Genomic DNA, 21,074 nt, shown 5'->3' on the forward strand with positions numbered 1-21,074 from the left:
TTAAGGTTGTCAAATCAAAAGATTAGTCCTTAATTAATATTCCATTATCCCCCTCAATTTCCTGCCTACAGTTTCCAATGACTTTCACACATTGAGATACACTAAGGGGCCGGCTGAAAAAATACCCTTGAAATTGCTGGCAGCGGAGCTTTTTCAAAACCTCTGCTTGCTCTGATGTTTCTACGTATTCGGCAAGAACCGTGATTTCCATTGATTCAGCTAGGTAAGTAATTGAGGAAATAATATCCTGGCAACTTTTATTGTCGATAACATCCTTCGTGATAGAACCATCTATTTTAATCTTATCCAAGTTAAAATACTTCATATAATAAAGGGAGGCGTGGCCCGCTCCGAAATCATCCATGGCTATACTTACACCCAGACCTTTAATCTTCTCTAATAAATCAACGGTTTGGGTGTTGGTCCCAAAGGCAACTGTTTCAGTAATTTCTAATTCAACGTCTCTGGGATTAAGTTGAGTAATCCTAAATATATTGACTAGTATATCTAATAGTTGATCATTCAATTGAGTCGGCGAAATATTGATGGCCATTCGAATATCAACAATACCATTCTTATTCCATTCCCCCAGTTGAAAACATGCCGCTTCAATAACCCATCGTCCTAATTTATTTATTATTCCAGCCTCTTCAGCTATAGCAACAACTACCTGTGGGTTCACCCTTCCATAGAAAATATGATTCCACCGAAGCAAAGCCTCCACACCTATAACCGTTCCCTTTTCATCAACCTGGGGCTGATACTCAAGGAAAAACTCTCCCTTTTCAAGAGCTACTTGAATGTCGTAGCTTAGAGCATTAGCCATATTCCCTATCTGATCATTCCTGGTTAAAATTCTCTTTTTTATACTATAATCTTCGCTCAGAACTGTTTGAACTAATTGTTCATAGGTATTGATAATTGCTTTTTGTTTTTGAAGTTCATAGAGCCTAACAAAGGGATAGTACAAACAGGTACCAATTATTATGTTGAAAATCTGCAAAGCCAAGCCCCTCCATGAAGAGGTCGCCAGCCATCCACCCAAAAGGGGCGGTGTTGTCCAGTCAACGGGGGCTATGGTTACCGGGACTAGGCCTATAGATGTTGTTAGATAAGCGATAATAGTTAAGATAAGGGGAACTAGTATATAGGGGATCAAAAATAAGGGATTAAGGACAACAGGCAGACCAAAAACAATTATCTCGTTAATATTAAAGATTGAGGTTAGAAAAGCTATCTTGGCTAATTTTAAAGTATTGCTCTTTTTTCCAGTCAGAAAAATTGCTATTAACAAACATAATGTTGAACCTGAGCCTCCTATCAGGACAAACACATCGAGAAAAGGTTTAGTTAGAATATGTACCGGTTCCCCTCCTGTGGATAGGGCACTGATATTTAGATTTATTGCTTTCATATAGATATCTTGTGAAACGGAATATAAAATATTGTTCCCATGAATACCAAAAAACCAGAAGACCTGATTCAAGAAAACAAATAATATAGATTCTGCAAACTGATTTTCAATGTTTAAAAATAGGTTCATGGATAAATCAGTTATTAGTTGGTTAATATCTTCAATACCCAGATAGGTTAGTAGGACTCTCAACACTGAAACCCCGACGAGGGTTAAGCAAAAAGGGACTATTAAGAATAAGACTTTAGGGATAAGCGGATCGGCATCCACCATAAACGATAAATAATACTTATCCAAACACCTATTAAGATGAATAAATAATTCTGTAGTGAGAACTGTCACAATAATAGATAAGAATATACCTGTTACTCCGGCATTGCTTGTATGTATTCCTGAGCTTCCTGTGTTAATAATAGTTAACAGAGAGATTAGAGCGACAAGGGAAGTTATGATGGGCTTGACACTGTCCTTAGACATCTGAGGATCAGCTATGGCAAGAGAATAGGATATTGTGACAGAAAGGGCCAGTCCCATCAAGCCGAATGTCAAATTCCAAACACTTTGGCCAAAGGTTTTCCATTCAGCTCCAAACAGCGACGTCATTAGATCTTGGTACTGAACAAGGGGAAAATTATTAATAACTAGAGCTATAGACCCGGCAATAATTAATGGGATAATTAGGATTAACCCTTTGTTAATTGATTTTACAATAAGATTTTCAGAGATTGCCGTTGACAAATCCAATGCCCGTTGGGTTAACTTCATGGAAACCACACCCCAAACTTTTTGAAACTCTCTGATAACTATGGAAAGTGATTCTTATTAACATAAATTACTAGAATTCAACATTTTTTGCGAAAGTCCTTCCCTAATCTTTACCTAATATGAAAAGCCGCTACAATTTCTGTAACGGCTAATCAGCTATTTTATAAACCCATCCCGACCGATCAATCTTCACTTATCATCTCAGGCTATATGGACACCATGCCACTGATGATACGATTTCAGAATCAAACGGAATTATTTATATCTTAGATAATAATTGAAGTAATAATTATAGTTGGAAACTTGAGAAGTCTCGTTTTTATTTTGGTAGTGGTCAATACTAAATGCGATAAACCCTTGAACATAGGGGGCAGCGGCGGAAATTCTCTCTTGAATATCAGATTGGGTTGCTGTAACATTACTGGATGATTTCGAGGTATAAGTTTCATTATCCGCATAAAGAGTCATACCCATCGCATCCGTTGCCGTTTTAGTATACCTAAAGAGATTTTTTGCTTGAGAGATTGTATTATAACCGGCACCTACACTATCTTGAAGAGCAACAATATGGATTCCTGTACCGTTCAATATGTTTTTAAGCATTTTTGTCCAGCCAGATAGTGAAACTAAATAAGAGTATTTAGAGTTATAAAAAGGTGCAACCATGATATTCAAAGTACTTTTAAGCTGAATCTCGGCTGTAATCTGCTTATAAAAATTATTAAGATTAACTTGGTGGATCCTGCTTCGAGCACTTAATTGAGAGAATTCATATGGGATATACCACCCCCCTAAGGATGGATGAGTTCCATAAACATCCACAATCTCGTCCACAATCAGCTTATTCTTTGAGGCTTCAACATTGAGCCAATTCATGTTGCTGGCATTAACCTTCCACCAATCCCCGTTAAATCCTAATCCAATCCGCACTTTCATGTTTAGGGAATCAGCAGCGGTTAAAGCATTGCCGACCATATCCACATCATTAAGCGCATATCCAGGAATCTTCGTGGGGTATGCTGCATACATCGCTTTCGTATCTGCTATATCTTGTAAAATAATCTCGTTAATCCCTGTGTTTTGAAGCATACTTAATTCCTGGGTCCAGCGGTTCAAATCCCAATCTTGCGCGTACCAATATTGGATAAAAGAACTGCCAAAAATTGGTTTCACTCCAGGCAGCGTTTGAGGTGGGGGCGGCAAAGTTGTTGTTTTTGGCTGCTTTGCCATTACGGCTGTGACCATTGTTAAATTTAAGATCAGGGTTAATACCAAAATCTTAATAATCTTTCTTTGCAAATTCAAAACACTTTACCTCCATTTTACTCTATAAAGCTATAGGTTTTTATTTCGCCAGATATACAATTTCTCTATTAATCTCTATTTTTCCTTCTTGCAACTAATAGGTAGGGTAACTTATACACTTGTGTTGCGATATGCCTTGAAGGTAAAACAGTATAGCCCGGAGACGAAAATCTCCGGGCTATACTGTTTTACTTTTGAGTAAATGACTGGTGAGCTTGAGCAGGTTTAAATATATTATCCAGTTCTATCTCTGTTTTCCTCTTAATCATGCTCCTCATATTCTATTATTACATCGTGCCCTTTTGCTAACTGGTGTCTGGCCTTGCGGATTGCCACCGTATCGAAAATAATCGAAAAATCATAATCCTCCGGATAGAGTTCGCTGGCGGGAAGGAAAAGCTTTAACCGCTTGTGATTAATCAGCTGCTTCTTATCTTTAATCTGCACGCCAAGCTCGCCTTTTTCATTGGTTCTCCTGTAAACAATCCCCAGAGATTTTTGGGGGTAAACTCTTACACAGTCACCTATATTAAAGCTTTCGCTCCGTGAGGGTGTTTTTTCCTTTGGAATTTCTTTTTGAATTTTGTTGTGGGAAACATTGTCTGATTTTTTGGTGTTGTCCTCATCATTAGTGTTATCCTCATCAAACATAATAGTTGGTCTGTCTCTTAACTTAGAGGATCTGCCGCCATAGGCTTCCATTTGTGCTCGCTTCAGCATATGCCCGGGAAAGCCTAATCTTTTGGCAATGTATAAGGCACAGCTTTCCCCGGCCTCGCCAATTTGTAGTCTGTATAGGGGCTGTAAGTTTTCCCGATCAAACTCCATACGGGCATTCATAAGTCCTTTTGTGTTCTTGGCAAAATCCTTGATTTCCGGGTAATGGGTGGTGGCCACAAAAAGACAGCCTCGCTGATTTAATTCCGCTAAAATTGCAATTGCTAGTCCCATTCCCTCAGCAGGGTCTGTACCGGAGCCTAACTCATCAAGCAAAACCAGACTTTCCCTTGATACCTCCTGGAGAATAGCTACAATATTTTGGATATGGGAGGAAAAAGTAGATAGATTCTCAGAAATGCTTTGCCCATCACCGATATCGCAGAAAACACTGTTATGCATAGAAAATACACTGCCTGGGGACACAGGAACGTGAAGTCCACTTTGAGCCATAATTGACAGTAAGCCAATGGTTTTTAAGGCAACGGTTTTTCCCCCTGTATTCGGCCCGGTAATTACAACCCCGTTAATAGCATCATCACCCAGGCCCCCTAGAATCTCAAAATCAAGAGGAATACAGAGGTCTGGCTTCAATAAAGGGTGTCTTCCCTGCTTTATGATGATTTTTCGTTCTGTTGTAATGGACACAGGAACTGCTTTCATCTCGATGGACAGCTTTGCCTTGGCAAATATAAAGTCCAAGGTTTCCATGCAGTCCTTGTTGATTCTCAACTCATTAATATGCTCTTCAACAAGTACGGTAAGGGTGTATAATATTTTTCTAATCTCATTATCTTCATCAATTTGTAAAAGGGACAATTCCTCCTGCAGCTTTCTGACTGCTGCTGGCTCAATAAAACAGGTGCTGCCAGTGCTTGAAGTATCAATGACTGTTCCGCTCAACTGATTTTTATAGCCTTTTTTAACCGGCAAGACAAACCGTCCATTACGGATGGTGACATATCCATCTGTGAACCATTCCTTTTTGCTGCGCAGAATGTCCTCTAGCTTTATTTTAACGGCAGATTTTGTGTTTTCTATTTTTCTGCGAATGTCACGAAGGACTGAAGAAGCACCATCGTCAACCCCTTCATTTCTGATACAGCGCTCAATTTCCCCAAAAAGCATATCCAGTGGACTTAAAGAATGACCATAAAAAGCTATACCCGTATTAAAGGCTTCAGCCTTGTTAAGATATTTCTTCGTTCTTTTGCAGGAAGAAATAAAACCACAAATACCTGTGAGCTGTTCAGGGGCCAGCATTGAGCCTTTCTCTGTTAAATCCAGAATTTTATCCAACTCTTTCATTGAGGCCAGGGGTGGCGTGCCTATACCCTCTAAAATTTTGCGTGCTTCTGTTGTTTCCTGCATTTTGGCTTTGCACTCTCGCTCATTTAAAAATGGCTTTAGGGAGAGCAATTTTTCCCTTGCCTTTTGGGAAAGTGCATGCTCAGCCAAAGTTTCAAGTATTATATTAAATTCCAATGTATTGTTGGCATTCATCAAAAATCCTCCCTATACAATTAAAATGCCCACAAGAGAGATTACCTTATTTTCAGGATCTTTAGTTCCCAAAAATACGCAGAATACTCCTGTGGGCAATGATTTTAACTGATATAAAATCACTTAACGCTATTGAGAAAATAAATAGAGTGCCACAGGACATGCCTGTTACACTCTACAAAACTATACGATAATAATCGCCATAGTTACAATGTCAGCTTTGTTAAGCTTATCGACAAAGGGTGACACTGTTTATAACTCAAATGGTTATTGTAGGACGTAATCTGTAAGGCGTTATCCAAAAACGCAAAGGTTGCGCTTTCAGAAAGGTGCACTTAAAAAAGCAGGTTTAACACCCACGTTTTATAAAGTAACCTCTCTCAACTGTTTAGTTGAAAATCACCATTACAGACACATTTAACAAAAAAACCATCCTCTCGTTTTTAGGTATACCCTAGTTTATTACAAATACGTAGCAAATGTCAATTATAGCTGATCAAAACAGGATAAATAACTAAAATACTACTCAAAAATATTTTTGCACAGAAGGTAATTTTGGAGAGAAATCAATATGCTTTTCAAAAAACTTGCTGCATTGAGCAATTATGAGGCCGTTAACCAGAGCGCAAATTACCGTGCCGATACCAACACCGCGCAGGCTATTAAAGAAAAGGTACGACATGGCCACGGCCACGGCACAGCTGGTGCAGTCATAGCCAATTTTAAACTTATTAATATCTATCCTGTACTTTTTAGAAACTTCTTTTACGAACAGTTCATAAACTTCAGGTGCAAGATAAGTGTGAAAGAGCAGTGAAATACCCATGGCGCAAAAGAGCATACCTACTAAATATAGAGGGATGCGGATACTCAGCGTAGCAGCGGTTACATCATTCAGCATCCAGATCCAACCATCCAACACCAAGCCATAAATAACTGCCGTGACAAAAGAGAAACAGTAAGACAGCTTAAACTGGCCCAGCAACAGACAGACGAAAATCAGCAGAACGGCCTGGAGAGTATATTCAGCCATGCCAAATGTGAGAAAATTAACTTTCAAGGATATTAAATAGGCTGGGGCAACTACCATAGAAATGCCGAGGTCGGCCTTTTCCATTAGTGCCACGCCTAAGGCCAGAATAATCAGCCCCAACAGATAGGCCATCTCGGCAAAGTTTTTGATTTTCAAGCTATTCCTTCCTCCCACAAAAAAATGCTATAACTCCTGGCTGTTTGATATCAGAAACAGCAAAAGTTATAGCATTTCATTTATTGATTTAGAATAAGCCTATTACAAAATCACTCTGTCGTCAATGTTTTTTAATCATTACTTCATAATAATTCCCTCTGGGTCGATGACTTTATAGAGCAGTTCCAATTCCTCATAAGTAGGAGTCAGAGTTTCACCTTTACACTTAGAAATATTCAGATCAAAACTACAGTTTTCCCGGCATTCTTCCGGCGTAAATCCAGGGTGGACCGTATCTAGATACATTTCGCCCTTTTCATCAAAACGGTAAACACCCATATCTGAAATAACAGCAGCTGGCCCCCCATTGAACGCCGGCCCATAAACCTCCTGTTTGGGAACCCATTCTTTATCCGGCCAATGTGGAATTTTCCAGCCAGGCGAGGTAATATAGCTGACTCTCTCAACAAAACGACGTTTTTGACCAAATTGTGGCATGATTAAAACGCTGCGCTTAGCAAGGGAATGAATATCAGAGTTACCACCGCTCCCCGTCAGCCTTTTCCCTGTGGGGCCGCCCATAAAGGTACAATTGACATTGCCATAGAGATCCACTTCTGCACCACCCAGATAGGCCAAATCCACTTTGCCGGACTGGAGCTGACCGAAGACGTCAGTTAAGCCATCACCAACTGCCGCCTGATAACTGCAGCGGGCATCGGCAACGGAGGTCGGCAGATCTATAGGTCTACCGTCAATGGAGCCTGATTCATAGATACAGACTGCAGTAGGCGCTTGGGTATGCTGAGCTACCATGATGGCTAACATTGGGAGGCCTGTTCCCGCAAAGACAATCTCTCCATCCTTTACTTCCCGTGCTGCAGCACAAGCCAAAAGATCCATGGGCTTAAACTCACCGGGTTTAGAATGGCCTTGTTTGTTTTCCATTATCTTGACCCCCTTTTCATGGTGGAAGAATAGCCGAGAGCCGGATTGGCTTTGAGGGATTCCAAACGCGTAACTCCTAGCTTGCTAAGATATTCTTGGAAGTCTTTAACTCCAAAGATCCATTCTTCAGCCCACTGATCAAAACCCTCTTGTGTTCGGGTAGCCTTAAAGAAGTTAGAGATAAATTCTCCGTCAGGTTCGTGTACGCCATACAAACCTGTTGGGTGAGCCCCCCAAGGCTGCTCGACAATATAATCTACCAGATACCCCCCTATCATGTTGCGGGTGGGTTCTCGACGTAAATATTCTTCCGGAACCACTTGTTCAGCAATAATAATGTTATGTTTAGACGCCTTGATAACTTCTTGATCGCTGAATTTTAGGCCATCCACTCGAACGGTGCCTTCCGCGCCGACCATTTGAACGTGAGTAATACACCAATCTGGATTAGCGGCGGGAACCAAAACAATTTCCGAATTCGTAAAAGGCTCTTGGTACATGGCGTATTTTAATTTACCAATATGGGGGTTAGATCCGTCACGGAGTCCGGCCTTACCAAGGTTATCGTTCTCCGGATTTAACATATCACACCCCATGGCAGAATAGGTGGGCAAAAAGGGCAGTCCCTTCGATCCGGCAGTCAGTCTGTTTAAGATATGAATATGTGCCCAGTCTTCGTAGAGAATCTCACCTTTTTCTATTTTACGGGCCAGATTACTGCCGAATTTCCCATAAAGTTCGTGTCCGCACCAACTTGATTCCCAGATTCCCACACATCCGGCCCCTACGAGCATGTCATCATGAGTTCCGCCATTAACTTCTACGAGATGCAAATTGCGCTTTTTCTGGCGAATTAACTCGTAAATAGCCGCCATAGGACGACGCCAAACCGTAAACCCTCCAAAGGTTAACATATCCCCGTCATTAATCTGTCCTACTGCTTCAGTAAGACTCACAATTTTAGGCCTAGCCATTCCTAAAACCCCCTTTAAAGATAGTAATTTATTATTAGACTTCGAGAGCTTAATCAGATAATTTCATCAAGAATCGTTTTCAGAATTACTAAAAACGACCGATGACTTCACGGCCAATAATCATCCGTTGGATTTGATTAGACCCTTCATAAATTTGGGTGATTTTTGCATCCCTCATCATACGTTCAACAGGAAACTCTGAACAATAGCCATATCCGCCCATTAACTGCACGCAATTCGTCGTCACTTCCATGGCTGTATCTGTAGCAAAGAACTTAGCCATTGAGGCTTCTTTGTTATGGGGCAGATGATTATCCTTGAGCCAAGCAGCCCTGTAAATAAGCATTTGGGCGGCATCTATTCTTGTCGCCATGTCTGCTATCATAAACTGAACCCCCTGATTAGCCGCTAAGGGCTTATCGAATTGCTGTCGTTCCTTAATATAATGGTTTGTGTAGTCCAAAGCCCCTTCGGCGATCCCTAATCCTTGAGCTCCAATGGTAATGCGGCCACCAGCCAGTAATCCCATAGCAACGGAAAAACCATTATTGACTTCGCCCAGAACATTCTCTTTCGGTACTTTTACATTTTCAAAATAAAGTTCACAAGTAGGATCAGCATTCATACCCATCTTGGCCACCGGTTTGCCAATGGTAAAGCCGGGGGTGTCTTTTTCAATGATCAAACAGGTTATTCCTTTGCCTTTTGGCTGAGAAGGATCTGTTTTAACAAAGGTACAGTAGGTGGTGGCATGCCCGCCATTGGTAATAAATATTTTGCTGCCGTTGACTAAGAAATGATCCCCTTTATCTTCCGCCCTTGTTTTAAGGGCAGCAGCGTCAGATCCCGCGTTAGGCTCAGTCAAAGCATAAGCCCCAATGATTTCACCGGTGGAGAGCTTTCTCAGATATTTCTCTTTTAATCTCTGACTGCCATAAAGGTAGATACTCATACATCCCAAACCAGTGTGTACGCTGGTGATAACCGCCGTTGAGGCACAGGCTTTAGCCAATTCTTCAATGATGATGGCAAAGTCTAGGTAAGTACCTCCCCCCCCACCCCATTCTTCAGGAATAGGAAATCCTGTCAGCCCTAGCTCTCTCATCTTGTTCCAGGTTTCCATGGGAAACTCATGACTTTTATCAATTTTTTCGGCCATTGGTTCAACTTGGCTTTTGGCAAACTTTTTAACCATCTCTTTAACCATAAGGGTTTCTTCACTCAGTCTAAAATCCATTTAACTCCACTCCAATTCTAAACGTTGTCTGAAATTCCGTCTCTTAGTCAGCATCGACACGGATAAGCATGGCATCCCCTTGGGCATGACCGGCACAGATTCCACAGATTCCATATCCGCCCCCGCGGCGTTTTAGCTCATAAGCCAGTGTCATAACAATCCTGGCTCCCGTTGCTCCAATGGGGTGACCATAGGCAATGGCACCGCCATTTACATTAACCTTTTCCAGCATCTCATCCTTGGTCATCCCTAAGATGCTTCGTGCACTAACCAGGGCTACAGCTGCAAAGGCTTCATTAATCTCAATAAGTTTAACCTCATCCAAGGTCATTTGATTTTGTTCCAAAACCTTCTTAATGGAAAGCCCCGGAACAGTGGCAATATCTTTGGTAGGTTGGGATACTTCTGCGTAATCTACGATGGTAAATAGAGGCTTTAAACCTAATTCTTCAGCCTTAGCTCGGCTCATGAGCAGGCACACATCTCCGCCATCATTAGTTCCCGGCGCGTTTCCGGCGGTTACACTGCCGGGTTTTCCTGTAACAGCGCTTGTGTGATTGAAAACCGGTCCAAGCTTAGCCAAGCCTTCCATTGTGGAATTGCCCCGTGGTCCTTCATCCTGCTCAAAAATATCTTTACCCTTATGGATTGCAATGGGGAATATTTCATCATCAAGTTTTCCCGCCGCTATAGCCTCTGCTGCAGCCAACTGAGAATGTAAGGCCCATTCATCCAGTTCTTCACGGCTAAACCCAAATTCATCCGCCACTTCTGAACCATGAATGGCCATATGACGATTGTAGATAGAGTCCCAGAGTCCATCTTTAACCATCAAGTCCTCGCAATCAGCATTTAGAAAACCCATCCTTTTTCCCCGTCTCATATCCGGAAGGGCAAAGGGGATGTTGCTCATGCTTTCCTGTCCCCCCGCTATAACGATCTCGGCTCTTCCCAACGCAATCATTTGGGCCCCTAAGTCAATGGTTTTAACCCCAGAGGAACAAACCTTATTAACCGTAATGGAAGGCACATATTCGGGAAGCCCTGCTAAAAGAGTAGCTTGACGACTTGGAACTTGACCACAGCCGGCCTGAACCACATGGCCCATGATCACATAATCCACATCGCCAGGAGCAACTTTGCCCTCTGTCCGGCGAATGACTTCCTTAATAGCCAATGCTCCTAACTCAGCAGCATCAAACTCAACTAAAGCTCCTAAGGATTTCCCATAAGGAGTTCTACAGGCTTCTACACAAACAACTTCTCGTTGTTTAGCATAGGTATTGCCAATTTTTCTGCCCATGGTTGAATAATCCGGTACTCTTTCACCAAAGGCACTTATTTTCGCACCCTTATAATAGGTTTTTCTAGTTAATTCAAGCTTTTGGGTTATTTTGGACATTTGATTTTCCTCCTTACTATTTGTTGAAGTCTTGACCAAGATTGTTATTCATTAACCCCTCCAGTTGTTGGTTCATAAGACTCCAGAACCATAATGTTTGAATAGTAATTAATCCACTTTTTTGTTTGTTAATTCTGAATAATATAACTATTTTGCAATTAGTGTGCCAACTAAGGTTTAACAGACTTTGTTTTCTGCCTTAAATTCTTGACTCACTAGGGTTAACAGCATTTATTGAGCCATAGGCCTTGTTATTCGCCACTCCAGAAAAATCATTGTTGTTCAACTTATTCTCATAAGCTTCGAATCCAACTAAGTCTTGGCACTAGAAAAACGTCCCGGAAGCGGACACATTTGTTCTAAATGTGTCCGCTTCCGGGACGTTTGTTTAACTCACACCTCAATACTTGAGATCATATTTATCTAGTTTATCGTAAAGCCTTGACCGACTAAGATTTAGGAGTTTTGCAGCCTTGGTTTTATTACCTCCAGCCTTTTCAAGAGCGCGAACAATCATATCTCTTTCAATACCAGCGATTTTCTCTTGGTGACGAATATTTCCCGCGGATAGGGGGTTTTCTCTAGGGCTGCTGTTCAGTAAATGATTGGGTAAATGCTCTAACAGAAGCAAGCCACAGCGCGAATAGTTTACAGCCCTTTCGACGACATTTTCCAGTTCACGAATATTCCCCGGCCATGAGTAGTTCAACAAAGTCTTCATGGCATTATCTGCAATACCACTGACGTTTAGTTTTAAAATCTTATTGAATTTTGTAATAAAAAAATGGGTTAAGGGTTGAATATCGTCCGTACGTTCACGTAGGGGCGGCAAATGCAAATTGATCACATTTAATCGATAGTAAAGATCCGCTCGGAACTCTCCTTCAGATATCCCTTGATAAAGGTTTTTATTAGTAGCAGCTAAAATGCGGACATTCACCTTAATCGTCTTTGTACTACCTAACCGTTCAAATTCACGGTCTTGCAATACCCTCAATAACTTGGATTGTAAAGCCATGGGCATATCCCCTATTTCATCCAGAAAGAGAGTTCCTCCATTAGCGATCTCCAGACGCCCCGGTTTGCCGGCCTTAGCCGCACCGGTAAAGGCACCGCTAACATAACCAAACATTTCTGCCTCAATTAGATTTTCCGGAATTGCCGCACAGTTGACTTTTATGAAAGGGCCTTGGCAGCGGTCACTGCAAAGATGAATCGCATGAGCTACACCTTCCTTTCCAGTACCGCTCTCCCCAGTGATTAACACCGTTGAACGACTCGAGGCAACAAGGGTTATCTCTTCTTTAAGTTTCTTCATTTCAGTACTCTCGCCAACAATATCCTTGATAACCTCTTGCGCGGTTTTGTTTTTCTGTAATTCTTCCTGGAAAAAATTCACCTTATTTTCTAATAGCCGAATCTTTTCAGCCAGCTCCCGTACTTCAGCAAGTTGAGGAAATACCGCTTTTCCGACGGCTCCAACCACTTCTCCTTCTTTGATGATGGGCAACCGTGAAACAATTAACGGTTTGCCTCGTATTGTAAGCACTTCACTTGTTTCCAAAATGCCGGAGCTTGCCACTAGGTGTAACCTGCTTGACTCAATAATCTCTGTAATATGTTTACCAATCACTTCTTGGGGAGTTAATGTTAAAAAATCCGCCATTGCTTGGTTTATAAGTGTGGTTTTTCCCGTCTCATCCACCACAATGATTCCGTCCTGAATAATATTGAGAACTGTATCAAAGGTCTTGTTGAGGGCTTTAACAGTTTCCAACTCTCTTGCTGCTTGTTCCAAGTCAGTGAGGTCTTGAAAAATAACAATTCCTCCGGCAATATTACCGCCAATTTTTAAAGGCGTAATATTGACGACCATTGTAACATTACGATGTCTGTACCTTAGCCCGATTTTAACCTCACCATTAACTAATGCCGGGGTTAAATCTAGTTTAGGCAGTAATTGCTGAAAGGGCCGATTAAGGGATGTATCCGCTTTCAAGCCTAATATTCGACTGGCCCCGATGTTAAGGTGTGTGACGATCCCATGGCTGTCAACGGCAATCACACCATTATGCATGGAATCCAAAATTGCTTTCAATTGTACGTTTAATAGCTCCGAATGTCTGAATAGGGTCATAACCATATTGGCTTTACATAACAGACCAACGACCTTTCCCTCTCTGTTAACAACCGGAACGGAACCTACTTGACTCATCTTCACAAAATTAGCTAACTGATCGTCGGGGATATCGTCCGAGATACTGATTACTTCTTGTATCAGGTAAGGATCAATGATATCCTTATGAGTTGCACCATCTAAGATTGCCCGATAAAGACTACTCCTGCTAAAAATACTCAAAAGTCCGCCCTCTCCATTTAACACAGGAATAATAGCAATCTTCAGTTCCATGAAAATTCTGACTGCTTTACCGATACTGTCTCCGAGGTTCAAGTATGAAATCCGAGGATTGGTTCCATCTTTAAGGAGCATCATAGCACACCTCAATTGTAATATCTTTGAGTACAACATGGTTCTTAAGCATACTGCAACCAACTGTATTTTATCATTTATAAAGATAATTTTAAATATATTCAGATATTAGGGCAATATCTCTAATATTCATTCTTGATAACCCAGGATCTATCGCCGAACAACTAGATCACAGGCGAGGAAGAGTGACCATCCTACTCCTAGGCCGGTCACTCTTCGTTATTTACCCTTATTGAACTCCGTCTTAATGTTTTGTATCACTCTCGCACTTATATCCATCTTAAGGAGATTGCTCCTCAGTGATCCTACAATTCAATATAGTAAAGGATAATGTTCTCATAGTTTCCGTTGCCAAGCAAATAACCTTTCGGGATGACGCCTAATCTCTGAAATCCCATTTGCTCATAAAGATGAATTGCTCCGGCATTAGTACTGACCACCGCATTAAATTGCAATAACAAGAATCCGGATTCTCGTGCCACTTTCATAGAGTGACGCACCAGCTTTTCTCCAATATGAAGCCCTCGATAATTTTCACTAACAGCATAAGAGGCATTAGCAATATGTCCGCATCTTCCTATGTTGTTGGGGTGTAATATGTACAACCCCAAAACTTCATTCTCAACTGTTGCCACTCCAGTAAAGGTTTGAGAGTAAAAAAGATTTTTGGCCCCCTCTTCACTAAGTTGTTCTATTTGGGGAAATGCATTGGACTCTTGAACAACATGATTCCAAATCCTCATCATTGCAGGTATATCCGTATCCTGATATTTTCGTAGGACTACTTCCATTTCCAACCTCTCCTTTGTGCCTGAAAGATTATTATTCCCTCATACACTTGTTCCTCTTCAAAGGACTTTTTCCCTGCTTCTTGGCATTCCCGTAAAACTGTTTAGAAGTTGGTTTTCCTCACCTCGAGGAAAACCAACTTTTTTTAATACTCATTATTCAACGACAATCAGGAGTTCACCAGCCTTGACTTGCTGTCCTTCTTTTATTTTCACCGATCTGACAATCCCTGAGAAAGAACTGGATATCCTTGTTTCCATTTTCATAGCTTCGACAACCACCAGGGTCTGATTTTGAGTTACCTGATCTCCTTCTTTTACCATTAACGTCACCACAGTCCCTGGGATAGGGGATCCAATCTCATTCTTATTGTCAGGGTCTGCCATCTCCGTCAAACTGTATTCTCCAGATTGGCTAAGAAGGTTGATATCGCTCCAGCTCTTATCCTTGATTTTGATTTCTCTTCTATTCCTGTTGACTTCAAACACTAGAGTTCTGTATCCTTCCAGATCCGGCTTACCAATGGAGCGGAGCTTGATCATCAGACTCCTTCCTTCTGCGACCTCAGCCTCGATAATCTCTCCTTCATGTAGACCATGGAAGAACACGTCGCTCCCGAGCCTGCTCAGGTCTCCGTATTCGGCTACAATTTTCAAGAAACCTTCAAACACTTCCGGATACAAGGCATGGCTCAGGATATCCTTTTTAGTTGGTTCAAACTCAAATTTTTCCCTCAGGTGATTAGAGATTTTGTCAAAATCCTCATCTGGGAGCAGTTCGCCTGGACGCTCAGTGATGGGTTTTTCCCCCTTCAGAACTAACTTCTGGAGTTTCTCCGGGAAACCTCCCATGGGCTGACCCATCATCCCTTTAAAATAAGCTACGACGGAATCAGGAAAGGTCATATGCTCTGCTTTCTCGTAAATATTCTCTGAAGTGAGGTTATTTTGAACCATAAATATGGCAAAATCCCCTACGACTTTCGAGGACGGAGTGACTTTAACGATATCCCCCAACATCTCGTTAACTGTCTTGTACATTTCCTTAATCTCAGAAAATTTATGCCCAAGCCCGAAACTTTCCACCTGAGGCTTAAGATTGGAGTACTGCCCTCCGGGAATCTCATACTTATAAATTTCAGCAGATCCCGATTTCAAACCCGACTCGAATTTGCCATAAACCGGTCGTACCGTTTCCCAGTAGTCTGACACCTTTTGGATTCCTTTCAAATCAATTCCCGGGTCCCTATCCATATTTTTAAGAGCTGCAGCAATAGAATTCATGGCTGGTTGGCTCGTAAGTCCTGACATACTGTTAAAGGCAGTGTCTACAATATCTACCCCCGCTTCCACAGCCATGTGTACCGTTGCCACCCCATTACCGGTGGTGTCGTGGATATGAAGATGAACAGGAATACCGATCTCGTTTTTCAAGGCGCTGACCAGCTTAAAGGCGGCATGGGGCTTTAAGAGGGCCGACATGTCTTTTATACACAGAATATGGGCACCGGTTTTTTCTATCTCTTTCGCAAGCTTGATATAGTAATCTAAATTATACTTTTCCTTCTTACTGTCAAGGATGTCTCCCGTATAACAAATACAGGCTTCAGCGATCTTCCCGTTCTTTAAGACTTCCTCGATAGAGAGTTCCATGCCTCTCAGCTCATTTAGAGAGTCGAAGATTCTAAAGACATCAATACCCGTAGCTGCTGACTCTTTAATAAATTCTTTGATGACATTGTCCGGATAGTTCTTATAGCCTACCCCATTCGCTCCTCTTATGAGCATCTGGAAGAGGATATTCGGGACTCGTTTCCTCAGCTGCTCCAGCCTAGCCCAAGGAGACTCTTTGAGGAATCTGTAGGCCACGTCAAAGGTTGCGCCCCCCCACATTTCAAGAGAAAATAGATCTTTACCGTAGACTGAAGTTGCCTTGGCAATCTTAATCATATCCTTGGTCCTAATCCTTGTCGCCATCAGCGACTGATGAGCATCCCGCATGGTCGTGTCTGTAAGCAATACTTTCTTCTGAGATTTTATCCAGTTGACAAGCCCCTCTGCACCTTGAGCATCAAGGATCTGCTTGGTTCCACTCAGATCCTGCGGAGTAACACCTTCAATTTCGGGTACCTTAGGAACATCATAATCCTGCTTTAACCCCCTCGTCTCATTGACTACCACATTGCCGAGGAATTTCAGAAGCCGGCTTTCATCATCCGTTTTCTGGGTAAGGGAGATTAAATCAGGATTTTCCTCGATAAAACCAGTATGACATTCTCCGTTGAGAAACTGTGGGTGATTGAGAACGTTGATTAAAAATCCCATATTGGTCTTGACCCCAGTAATTTGAGTCTCCGTTATAGATCGGATGGATTTCTTGATGGCATCCTGAAAACTCCTGGACCAGGAGATGTTCTTGAAGAGGAGGCTATCATAATAGGGACTGATTTCTGCGCCAGTGAATCCGTTTCCGCCGTCCAATCTGATCCCGAATCCCGAACCCGTCTTGTAGGATTCGATCTTCCCTGTGTCAGGAGCGAAATTAGTCGCGGGATCCTCTGTCGTGACTCTGCATTGAATGGAATACCCGTTGAGCATGATATCCTCCTGGGAGTTTATCCCAATCTCCGGAGAATTCAAGGCGTATCCTTGGGCGATCAGGATCTGTGCCTGGACGATATCTATTCCCGTTACCATCTCTGTAACCGTGTGCTCAACCTGGATCCGCGGATTCATTTCAATGAAATAATAACTCCCTTGGTCGTCTACCAGGAATTCAAGGGTTCCGGCGTTCCTGTAGTTTACAGCCTTGGCGATCTTTAGTGCATCCTGATAAATATTATCTCTAATTTCCTGGGGGATGGAAAAGGCTGGCGTGAACTCTACGACCTTCTGATGCCTTCTCTGGATCGAACAGTCTCTTTCAAACATGTGTACAATATTGCCGTACTTGTCCCCGAGGACTTGCACCTCGATATGTTTGGGTTTTTCTATGAATTTTTCCATGAAAATATGATCAATGCCAAAGGCTTTTTTCGCCTCGCTTTTAGCGCTTAAAAAGCCAGACTCCAGCTCACTTTCATCTCTGACGATGCGCATTCCCCTTCCGCCGCCTCCGGCAGCTGCCTTAAGCATCAGAGGATAACCGCATTCTTTCGCGTACCTTCTTGCTTCAGCCACAGTTTTAATATCCTTCTCATAACCTGGAATGATAGGAACTCCGACTTCCTTAGCGACAATCTTTGACTTGATCTTGTCGCCTAGGGAGTCCATCATCTTTGCCGTCGGTCCAATGAATTCGATACCTTCCTGCTCGCAACGTTTGGCAAATTCAGGATTTTCCGACAAAAAGCCGTATCCCGGATGGATTGCATCTACGCCCTTTTTGATTGCCAGACTGATGATTTCCTCAATATTCAGGTAAGCGTCAACCGGACTTCTGCCTTCACCGATGAGATAAGCCTCGTCGGCTTTGCTTCTAAAGAGGGAGTATTTGTCTTCGTTGGAATATATCGCAACAGTCCTTATTCCCAGCTCATTACAAGCTCTAAATACCCTAATAGCGATTTCGCCTCTATTGGCTACCATCACTCTTTTAAAACTACTCATAATCTTCCTCCATGCTTATTTACTCGGCTTTACCAAAGGTACTTAATACAAAGGGTTTCTGAGAAGTGAAACCTTTTTAATAATTCAATGTTTTTAATTATACTTTATTTTTTTCGTTCTTGTTGCCATTATAACAATGTATACACGAATACTTACCGCCGGAGAAGACATGAAGGCAGCTTTAGGTTAAATTAACATAAGCCCAGAGACAAAAATCTCCGGGCTTAGCTTTTGACCAATAATTATCGGTAGGCTCTGGCGGGTTTAAATAAATAAATTAACGTTTGAATCCTCTGCTTCTCCTAAATAATAACCCACTCCGCCAATTTTAACGCCATCCAGCAGTTCCTCTTGTTTTAGACCCATCACATCCATGGACATTTGGCAGGCTACTACCTCTACTCCATTGCACATTGCGGCACTGATAAGATCTTCCAGGGAAGAAACATTTTTGTCCTTCATAACTTTTCTGATCATTTTTCCGCCCATGCCTAGCATGTTCATGTTCGACAACTTAAGACGTTTACTTCCCCTCGGCATCATCATGCTGAACATCTTATCCATAAAGCCCTTTTGAGTGCTGACCTTTTCGTGTTTACGCAAAATATTTAATCCCCAAAAGGTGAAAAACATCGTGACTTTCTTGCCCATGGACGCAGCTCCATTGGCAATGATGAAGGAGGCTATAGCTTTATCCAAATCTCCGCTAAAAACCACTATTGTCTTATTATCCTTTAAAGTTGCAGCTGCCGGTTCTTGCTGAACTGAGTCCCTTGGCGCACCTTTTTTAATGAATGCTGTAATAACCCCTCCGGCCTTGGCTACGTCTATCAGTTGATTATTGGTTCTTTTACTCCAAGCTTTAATATCCTCATAAAAGCCCGGATCAGAAGCCAAAATCTTGAGGATTTGACCTTGTTTCAACGGATCCATAGCAGCCTTAACCTGCATTAATGGCCCGGGACAACAAAGACCGCAAGCATCAATGCTTTTATCAAAATGCCCATGAGGGGTATCCACTTCAACTAGTTCTGAATCGGATTGTTGACTCTCAGAGCTTATCTTTTGAGGATCGAATTCTTGTAACGCTACAGTTTTATAGCCCCCGGTAATATTTAAGACGTTATAACCATTTTGACTTAAGATCCTGTCTGCTATATAGCCCCTTAAGCCTACTTGACAGTACTCTACTATCTGTTTATTCCTGTCTAACTCGTCCATCCTGTCTCTTAAGCTGTCCAAGGGAATGTTGATGGAACCGGGTAAGTGTCCATTGTTATATTCCTCTTCCGTTCGTACATCCAGAAGAATTGAATCCTTAAGTTCTGCCAACTCCATATCCTTCCAAGCCACAACATGAGTTCTGCCGGCCAGTAGGTTTTGCGCTGAAAATCCCGCCATATTTACCGGGTCTTTGGCCGAGGAGAAAGGCGGTGCGTAGGCTAATTCTAATTCGGCTAAGTCGTCTACCGTGCCTTTTAAGCGAATGACAGCAGCAATAACATCAATTCGTTTGTCAACACCATCATAACCGATTCCCTGTGCTCCCAAAACTCGGCCTTCATCATTAAAAATCAGTTTCAATGTCAGCTGTAAAGCAGCCGGGTAATAGGAGGCATGAGCCACGGGATGAACGTAGACGACTCGATAAGACAGATTGGCTTTTTGCAGACTTCGCTCATTGGCTCCCGTGCTGGCCGCCGTCAAGCTGAAAACTTTAAGGATCGAGGTTCCTTGAGTGCCCTTATAAATGGAATTCAAACCCTCAATATTATCCGCAGCAATTCTTCCTTGCTTGTTGGCCGGTCCGGCCAAAGGGATAGCCGTCTTTTCTCCGGTAATAAAGTCGACAACCTCGATGGCATCTCCTACTGCGTAAACACCCTTTACATTGGTCTGCATTCTTTCATCAACGATGATATGGCCTTTTGGGCCTAACCCTATTCCCGAGTCTTTCAAAAAAGCAGTGTCAGGTGCAACCCCGATGGCCAGAATGACTAGATCAGCAGTCACCATTTTTTGGCTGCCCAAGGTTACTTCGATTTGACTACCAACCTCTTTAAAAGCTTTAACCCCGTCACCCAAGATAAGATCCACGCCATTTTCAGCTAATTCCTTTTCAGCCATTACCACCATGTCTGAATCAAAAGGAGCTAAAATGTGAGGAGCGGCTTCGACTAAAGTGACCTTCAAACCTCTCTCGATCAGGTTTTCAGCCATTTCAACTCCGACAAAACCGCCGCCAATAACTAGAGCGCTACTTATACCTTTTTGATCAACATAGGCCTTAACTTTATCTGTGTCTGGAATGTTTCTCAAAGTAAATATTTTCGAGCTGTCTATCCCCGGAATATTGGGCCGAAGAGCTTTGGCTCCCGGTGATAATACTAGAGCATCATAGGATTCTTCGTAAATCCCTTGATCCTTACTTCTGACTGTCACGATTTTCTTTTCTGTGTCAATGCCAACAACTTCACTATTAATTCTCACATCAATGTTAAACCTAGCTTTCATAGCCTCAGGAGTTTGGACAAGAAGTTTCTCCCGTTCCGTAATAGTTTCACCGATGTAATAGGGCAAACCGCAGTTGGCGAATGAAATATAGTCATCTCTTTCAAACAAGATGATCTGGGCCTGTTCATCTAGTCTTCTAAGACGCGCAGCAGCGGAGGCTCCTCCAGCTACACCGCCAACTATGAGTACTTTTTTTGTCATAGAAATATCCCTCCATA

General features: G+C 42.2%; 12 protein-coding genes. All 12 read right to left on the reverse strand.

All coding sequences use genetic code 11. The annotated features are described in order from the left end of the window. Positions 1 to 22 precede the first annotated feature (22 nt). The 12 genes from DESMER_RS15490 to DESMER_RS15545 all read right to left on the reverse strand — a co-directional run bounded on the left by DESMER_RS15490 (position 23) and on the right by DESMER_RS15545 (position 21,057). Positions 23 to 2,179, reverse strand: coding sequence for an EAL domain-containing protein (locus DESMER_RS15490; protein ID WP_014904008.1), 2,157 nt, complete (start codon positions 2,177 to 2,179; stop codon positions 23 to 25). A gap of 255 nt (positions 2,180 to 2,434) precedes the next feature. Beyond that, a complete protein-coding gene (locus DESMER_RS15495; protein ID WP_014904009.1) occupies positions 2,435 to 3,484 on the reverse strand; it encodes a DUF4434 domain-containing protein in 1,050 nt (349 codons plus the stop codon). A gap of 261 nt (positions 3,485 to 3,745) precedes the next feature. Further along, the gene (locus DESMER_RS15500) at positions 3,746 to 5,704 is read right to left on the reverse strand and encodes an endonuclease MutS2 (RefSeq protein WP_014904010.1); all 1,959 of its coding nucleotides are present in this window, start codon (positions 5,702 to 5,704) and stop codon (positions 3,746 to 3,748) included. A 526-nt stretch (positions 5,705 to 6,230) separates the two neighbouring features. Continuing rightward, positions 6,231 to 6,893, reverse strand: a complete 663-nt coding sequence (locus tag DESMER_RS15505; protein ID WP_014904011.1) for a YczE/YyaS/YitT family protein — start codon at positions 6,891 to 6,893, stop codon at positions 6,231 to 6,233. Positions 6,894 to 7,031: 138 nt separating this feature from the next. After that, entirely contained in the window at positions 7,032 to 7,841 is an 810-nt protein-coding gene (locus DESMER_RS15510) for a CoA-transferase subunit beta (protein ID WP_014904012.1), read from the reverse strand. Then, positions 7,841 to 8,815 carry a CoA transferase subunit A gene (locus DESMER_RS15515; protein WP_014904013.1) on the reverse strand — a complete coding sequence of 325 codons (975 nt, stop codon included), beginning with the start codon at positions 8,813 to 8,815 and terminating at the stop codon, positions 7,841 to 7,843. Before DESMER_RS15515 ends, DESMER_RS15510 begins: the two co-directional genes overlap by 1 nt. Positions 8,816 to 8,903: 88 nt before the next feature. Then, complete coding sequence (locus DESMER_RS15520; RefSeq protein WP_014904014.1) at positions 8,904 to 10,052, reverse strand: acyl-CoA dehydrogenase family protein; 1,149 nt, start codon at positions 10,050 to 10,052, stop codon at positions 8,904 to 8,906. A gap of 43 nt (positions 10,053 to 10,095) precedes the next feature. Continuing rightward, complete coding sequence (locus DESMER_RS15525) at positions 10,096 to 11,454, reverse strand: thiolase family protein (RefSeq protein ID WP_014904015.1); 1,359 nt, start codon at positions 11,452 to 11,454, stop codon at positions 10,096 to 10,098. 400 nt (positions 11,455 to 11,854) lie between these two features. Next, positions 11,855 to 13,945 (reverse strand): sigma 54-interacting transcriptional regulator, encoded by a 2,091-nt coding sequence (locus DESMER_RS15530; RefSeq protein ID WP_042334620.1) that lies wholly within the window; start codon positions 13,943 to 13,945, stop codon positions 11,855 to 11,857. Positions 13,946 to 14,250: 305 nt separating this feature from the next. Continuing rightward, positions 14,251 to 14,736 (reverse strand): GNAT family N-acetyltransferase, encoded by a 486-nt coding sequence (locus DESMER_RS15535; protein WP_014904017.1) that lies wholly within the window; start codon positions 14,734 to 14,736, stop codon positions 14,251 to 14,253. Positions 14,737 to 14,889: 153 nt separating this feature from the next. Further along, a complete protein-coding gene (locus DESMER_RS15540) occupies positions 14,890 to 18,342 on the reverse strand; it encodes a pyruvate carboxylase (RefSeq protein WP_014904018.1) in 3,453 nt (1,150 codons plus the stop codon). 264 nt (positions 18,343 to 18,606) lie between these two features. Continuing rightward, complete coding sequence (locus DESMER_RS15545; RefSeq protein WP_014904019.1) at positions 18,607 to 21,057, reverse strand: DsrE/DsrF/DrsH-like family protein; 2,451 nt, start codon at positions 21,055 to 21,057, stop codon at positions 18,607 to 18,609. Between the last annotated feature and the right edge of the window lie 17 nt (positions 21,058 to 21,074).

This window comes from Desulfosporosinus meridiei DSM 13257, assembly GCF_000231385.2.
GTDB lineage: Bacteria > Bacillota > Desulfitobacteriia > Desulfitobacteriales > Desulfitobacteriaceae > Desulfosporosinus > Desulfosporosinus meridiei.

What these genes read in the sequence shown, in the direction of transcription:
- DESMER_RS15490 (WP_014904008.1), bottom strand. Translation starts at nt 2,179, where the DNA reads ATGAAGTTAACCCAACGGGCATTGGATTTGTCAACGGCAATCTCTGAA.
- DESMER_RS15500 (WP_014904010.1), bottom strand. Translation starts at nt 5,704, where the DNA reads ATGAATGCCAACAATACATTGGAATTTAATATAATACTTGAAACTTTG.
- DESMER_RS15510 (WP_014904012.1), bottom strand. Translation starts at nt 7,841, where the DNA reads ATGGAAAACAAACAAGGCCATTCTAAACCCGGTGAGTTTAAGCCCATG.
- DESMER_RS15515 (WP_014904013.1), bottom strand. Translation starts at nt 8,815, where the DNA reads ATGGCTAGGCCTAAAATTGTGAGTCTTACTGAAGCAGTAGGACAGATT.
- DESMER_RS15520 (WP_014904014.1), bottom strand. Translation starts at nt 10,052, where the DNA reads ATGGATTTTAGACTGAGTGAAGAAACCCTTATGGTTAAAGAGATGGTT.
- DESMER_RS15525 (WP_014904015.1), bottom strand. Translation starts at nt 11,454, where the DNA reads ATGTCCAAAATAACCCAAAAGCTTGAATTAACTAGAAAAACCTATTAT.
- DESMER_RS15530 (WP_042334620.1), bottom strand. Translation starts at nt 13,945, where the DNA reads ATGCTCCTTAAAGATGGAACCAATCCTCGGATTTCATACTTGAACCTC.
- DESMER_RS15535 (WP_014904017.1), bottom strand. Translation starts at nt 14,736, where the DNA reads ATGGAAGTAGTCCTACGAAAATATCAGGATACGGATATACCTGCAATG.
- DESMER_RS15540 (WP_014904018.1), bottom strand. Translation starts at nt 18,342, where the DNA reads ATGAGTAGTTTTAAAAGAGTGATGGTAGCCAATAGAGGCGAAATCGCT.
- DESMER_RS15545 (WP_014904019.1), bottom strand. Translation starts at nt 21,057, where the DNA reads ATGACAAAAAAAGTACTCATAGTTGGCGGTGTAGCTGGAGGAGCCTCC.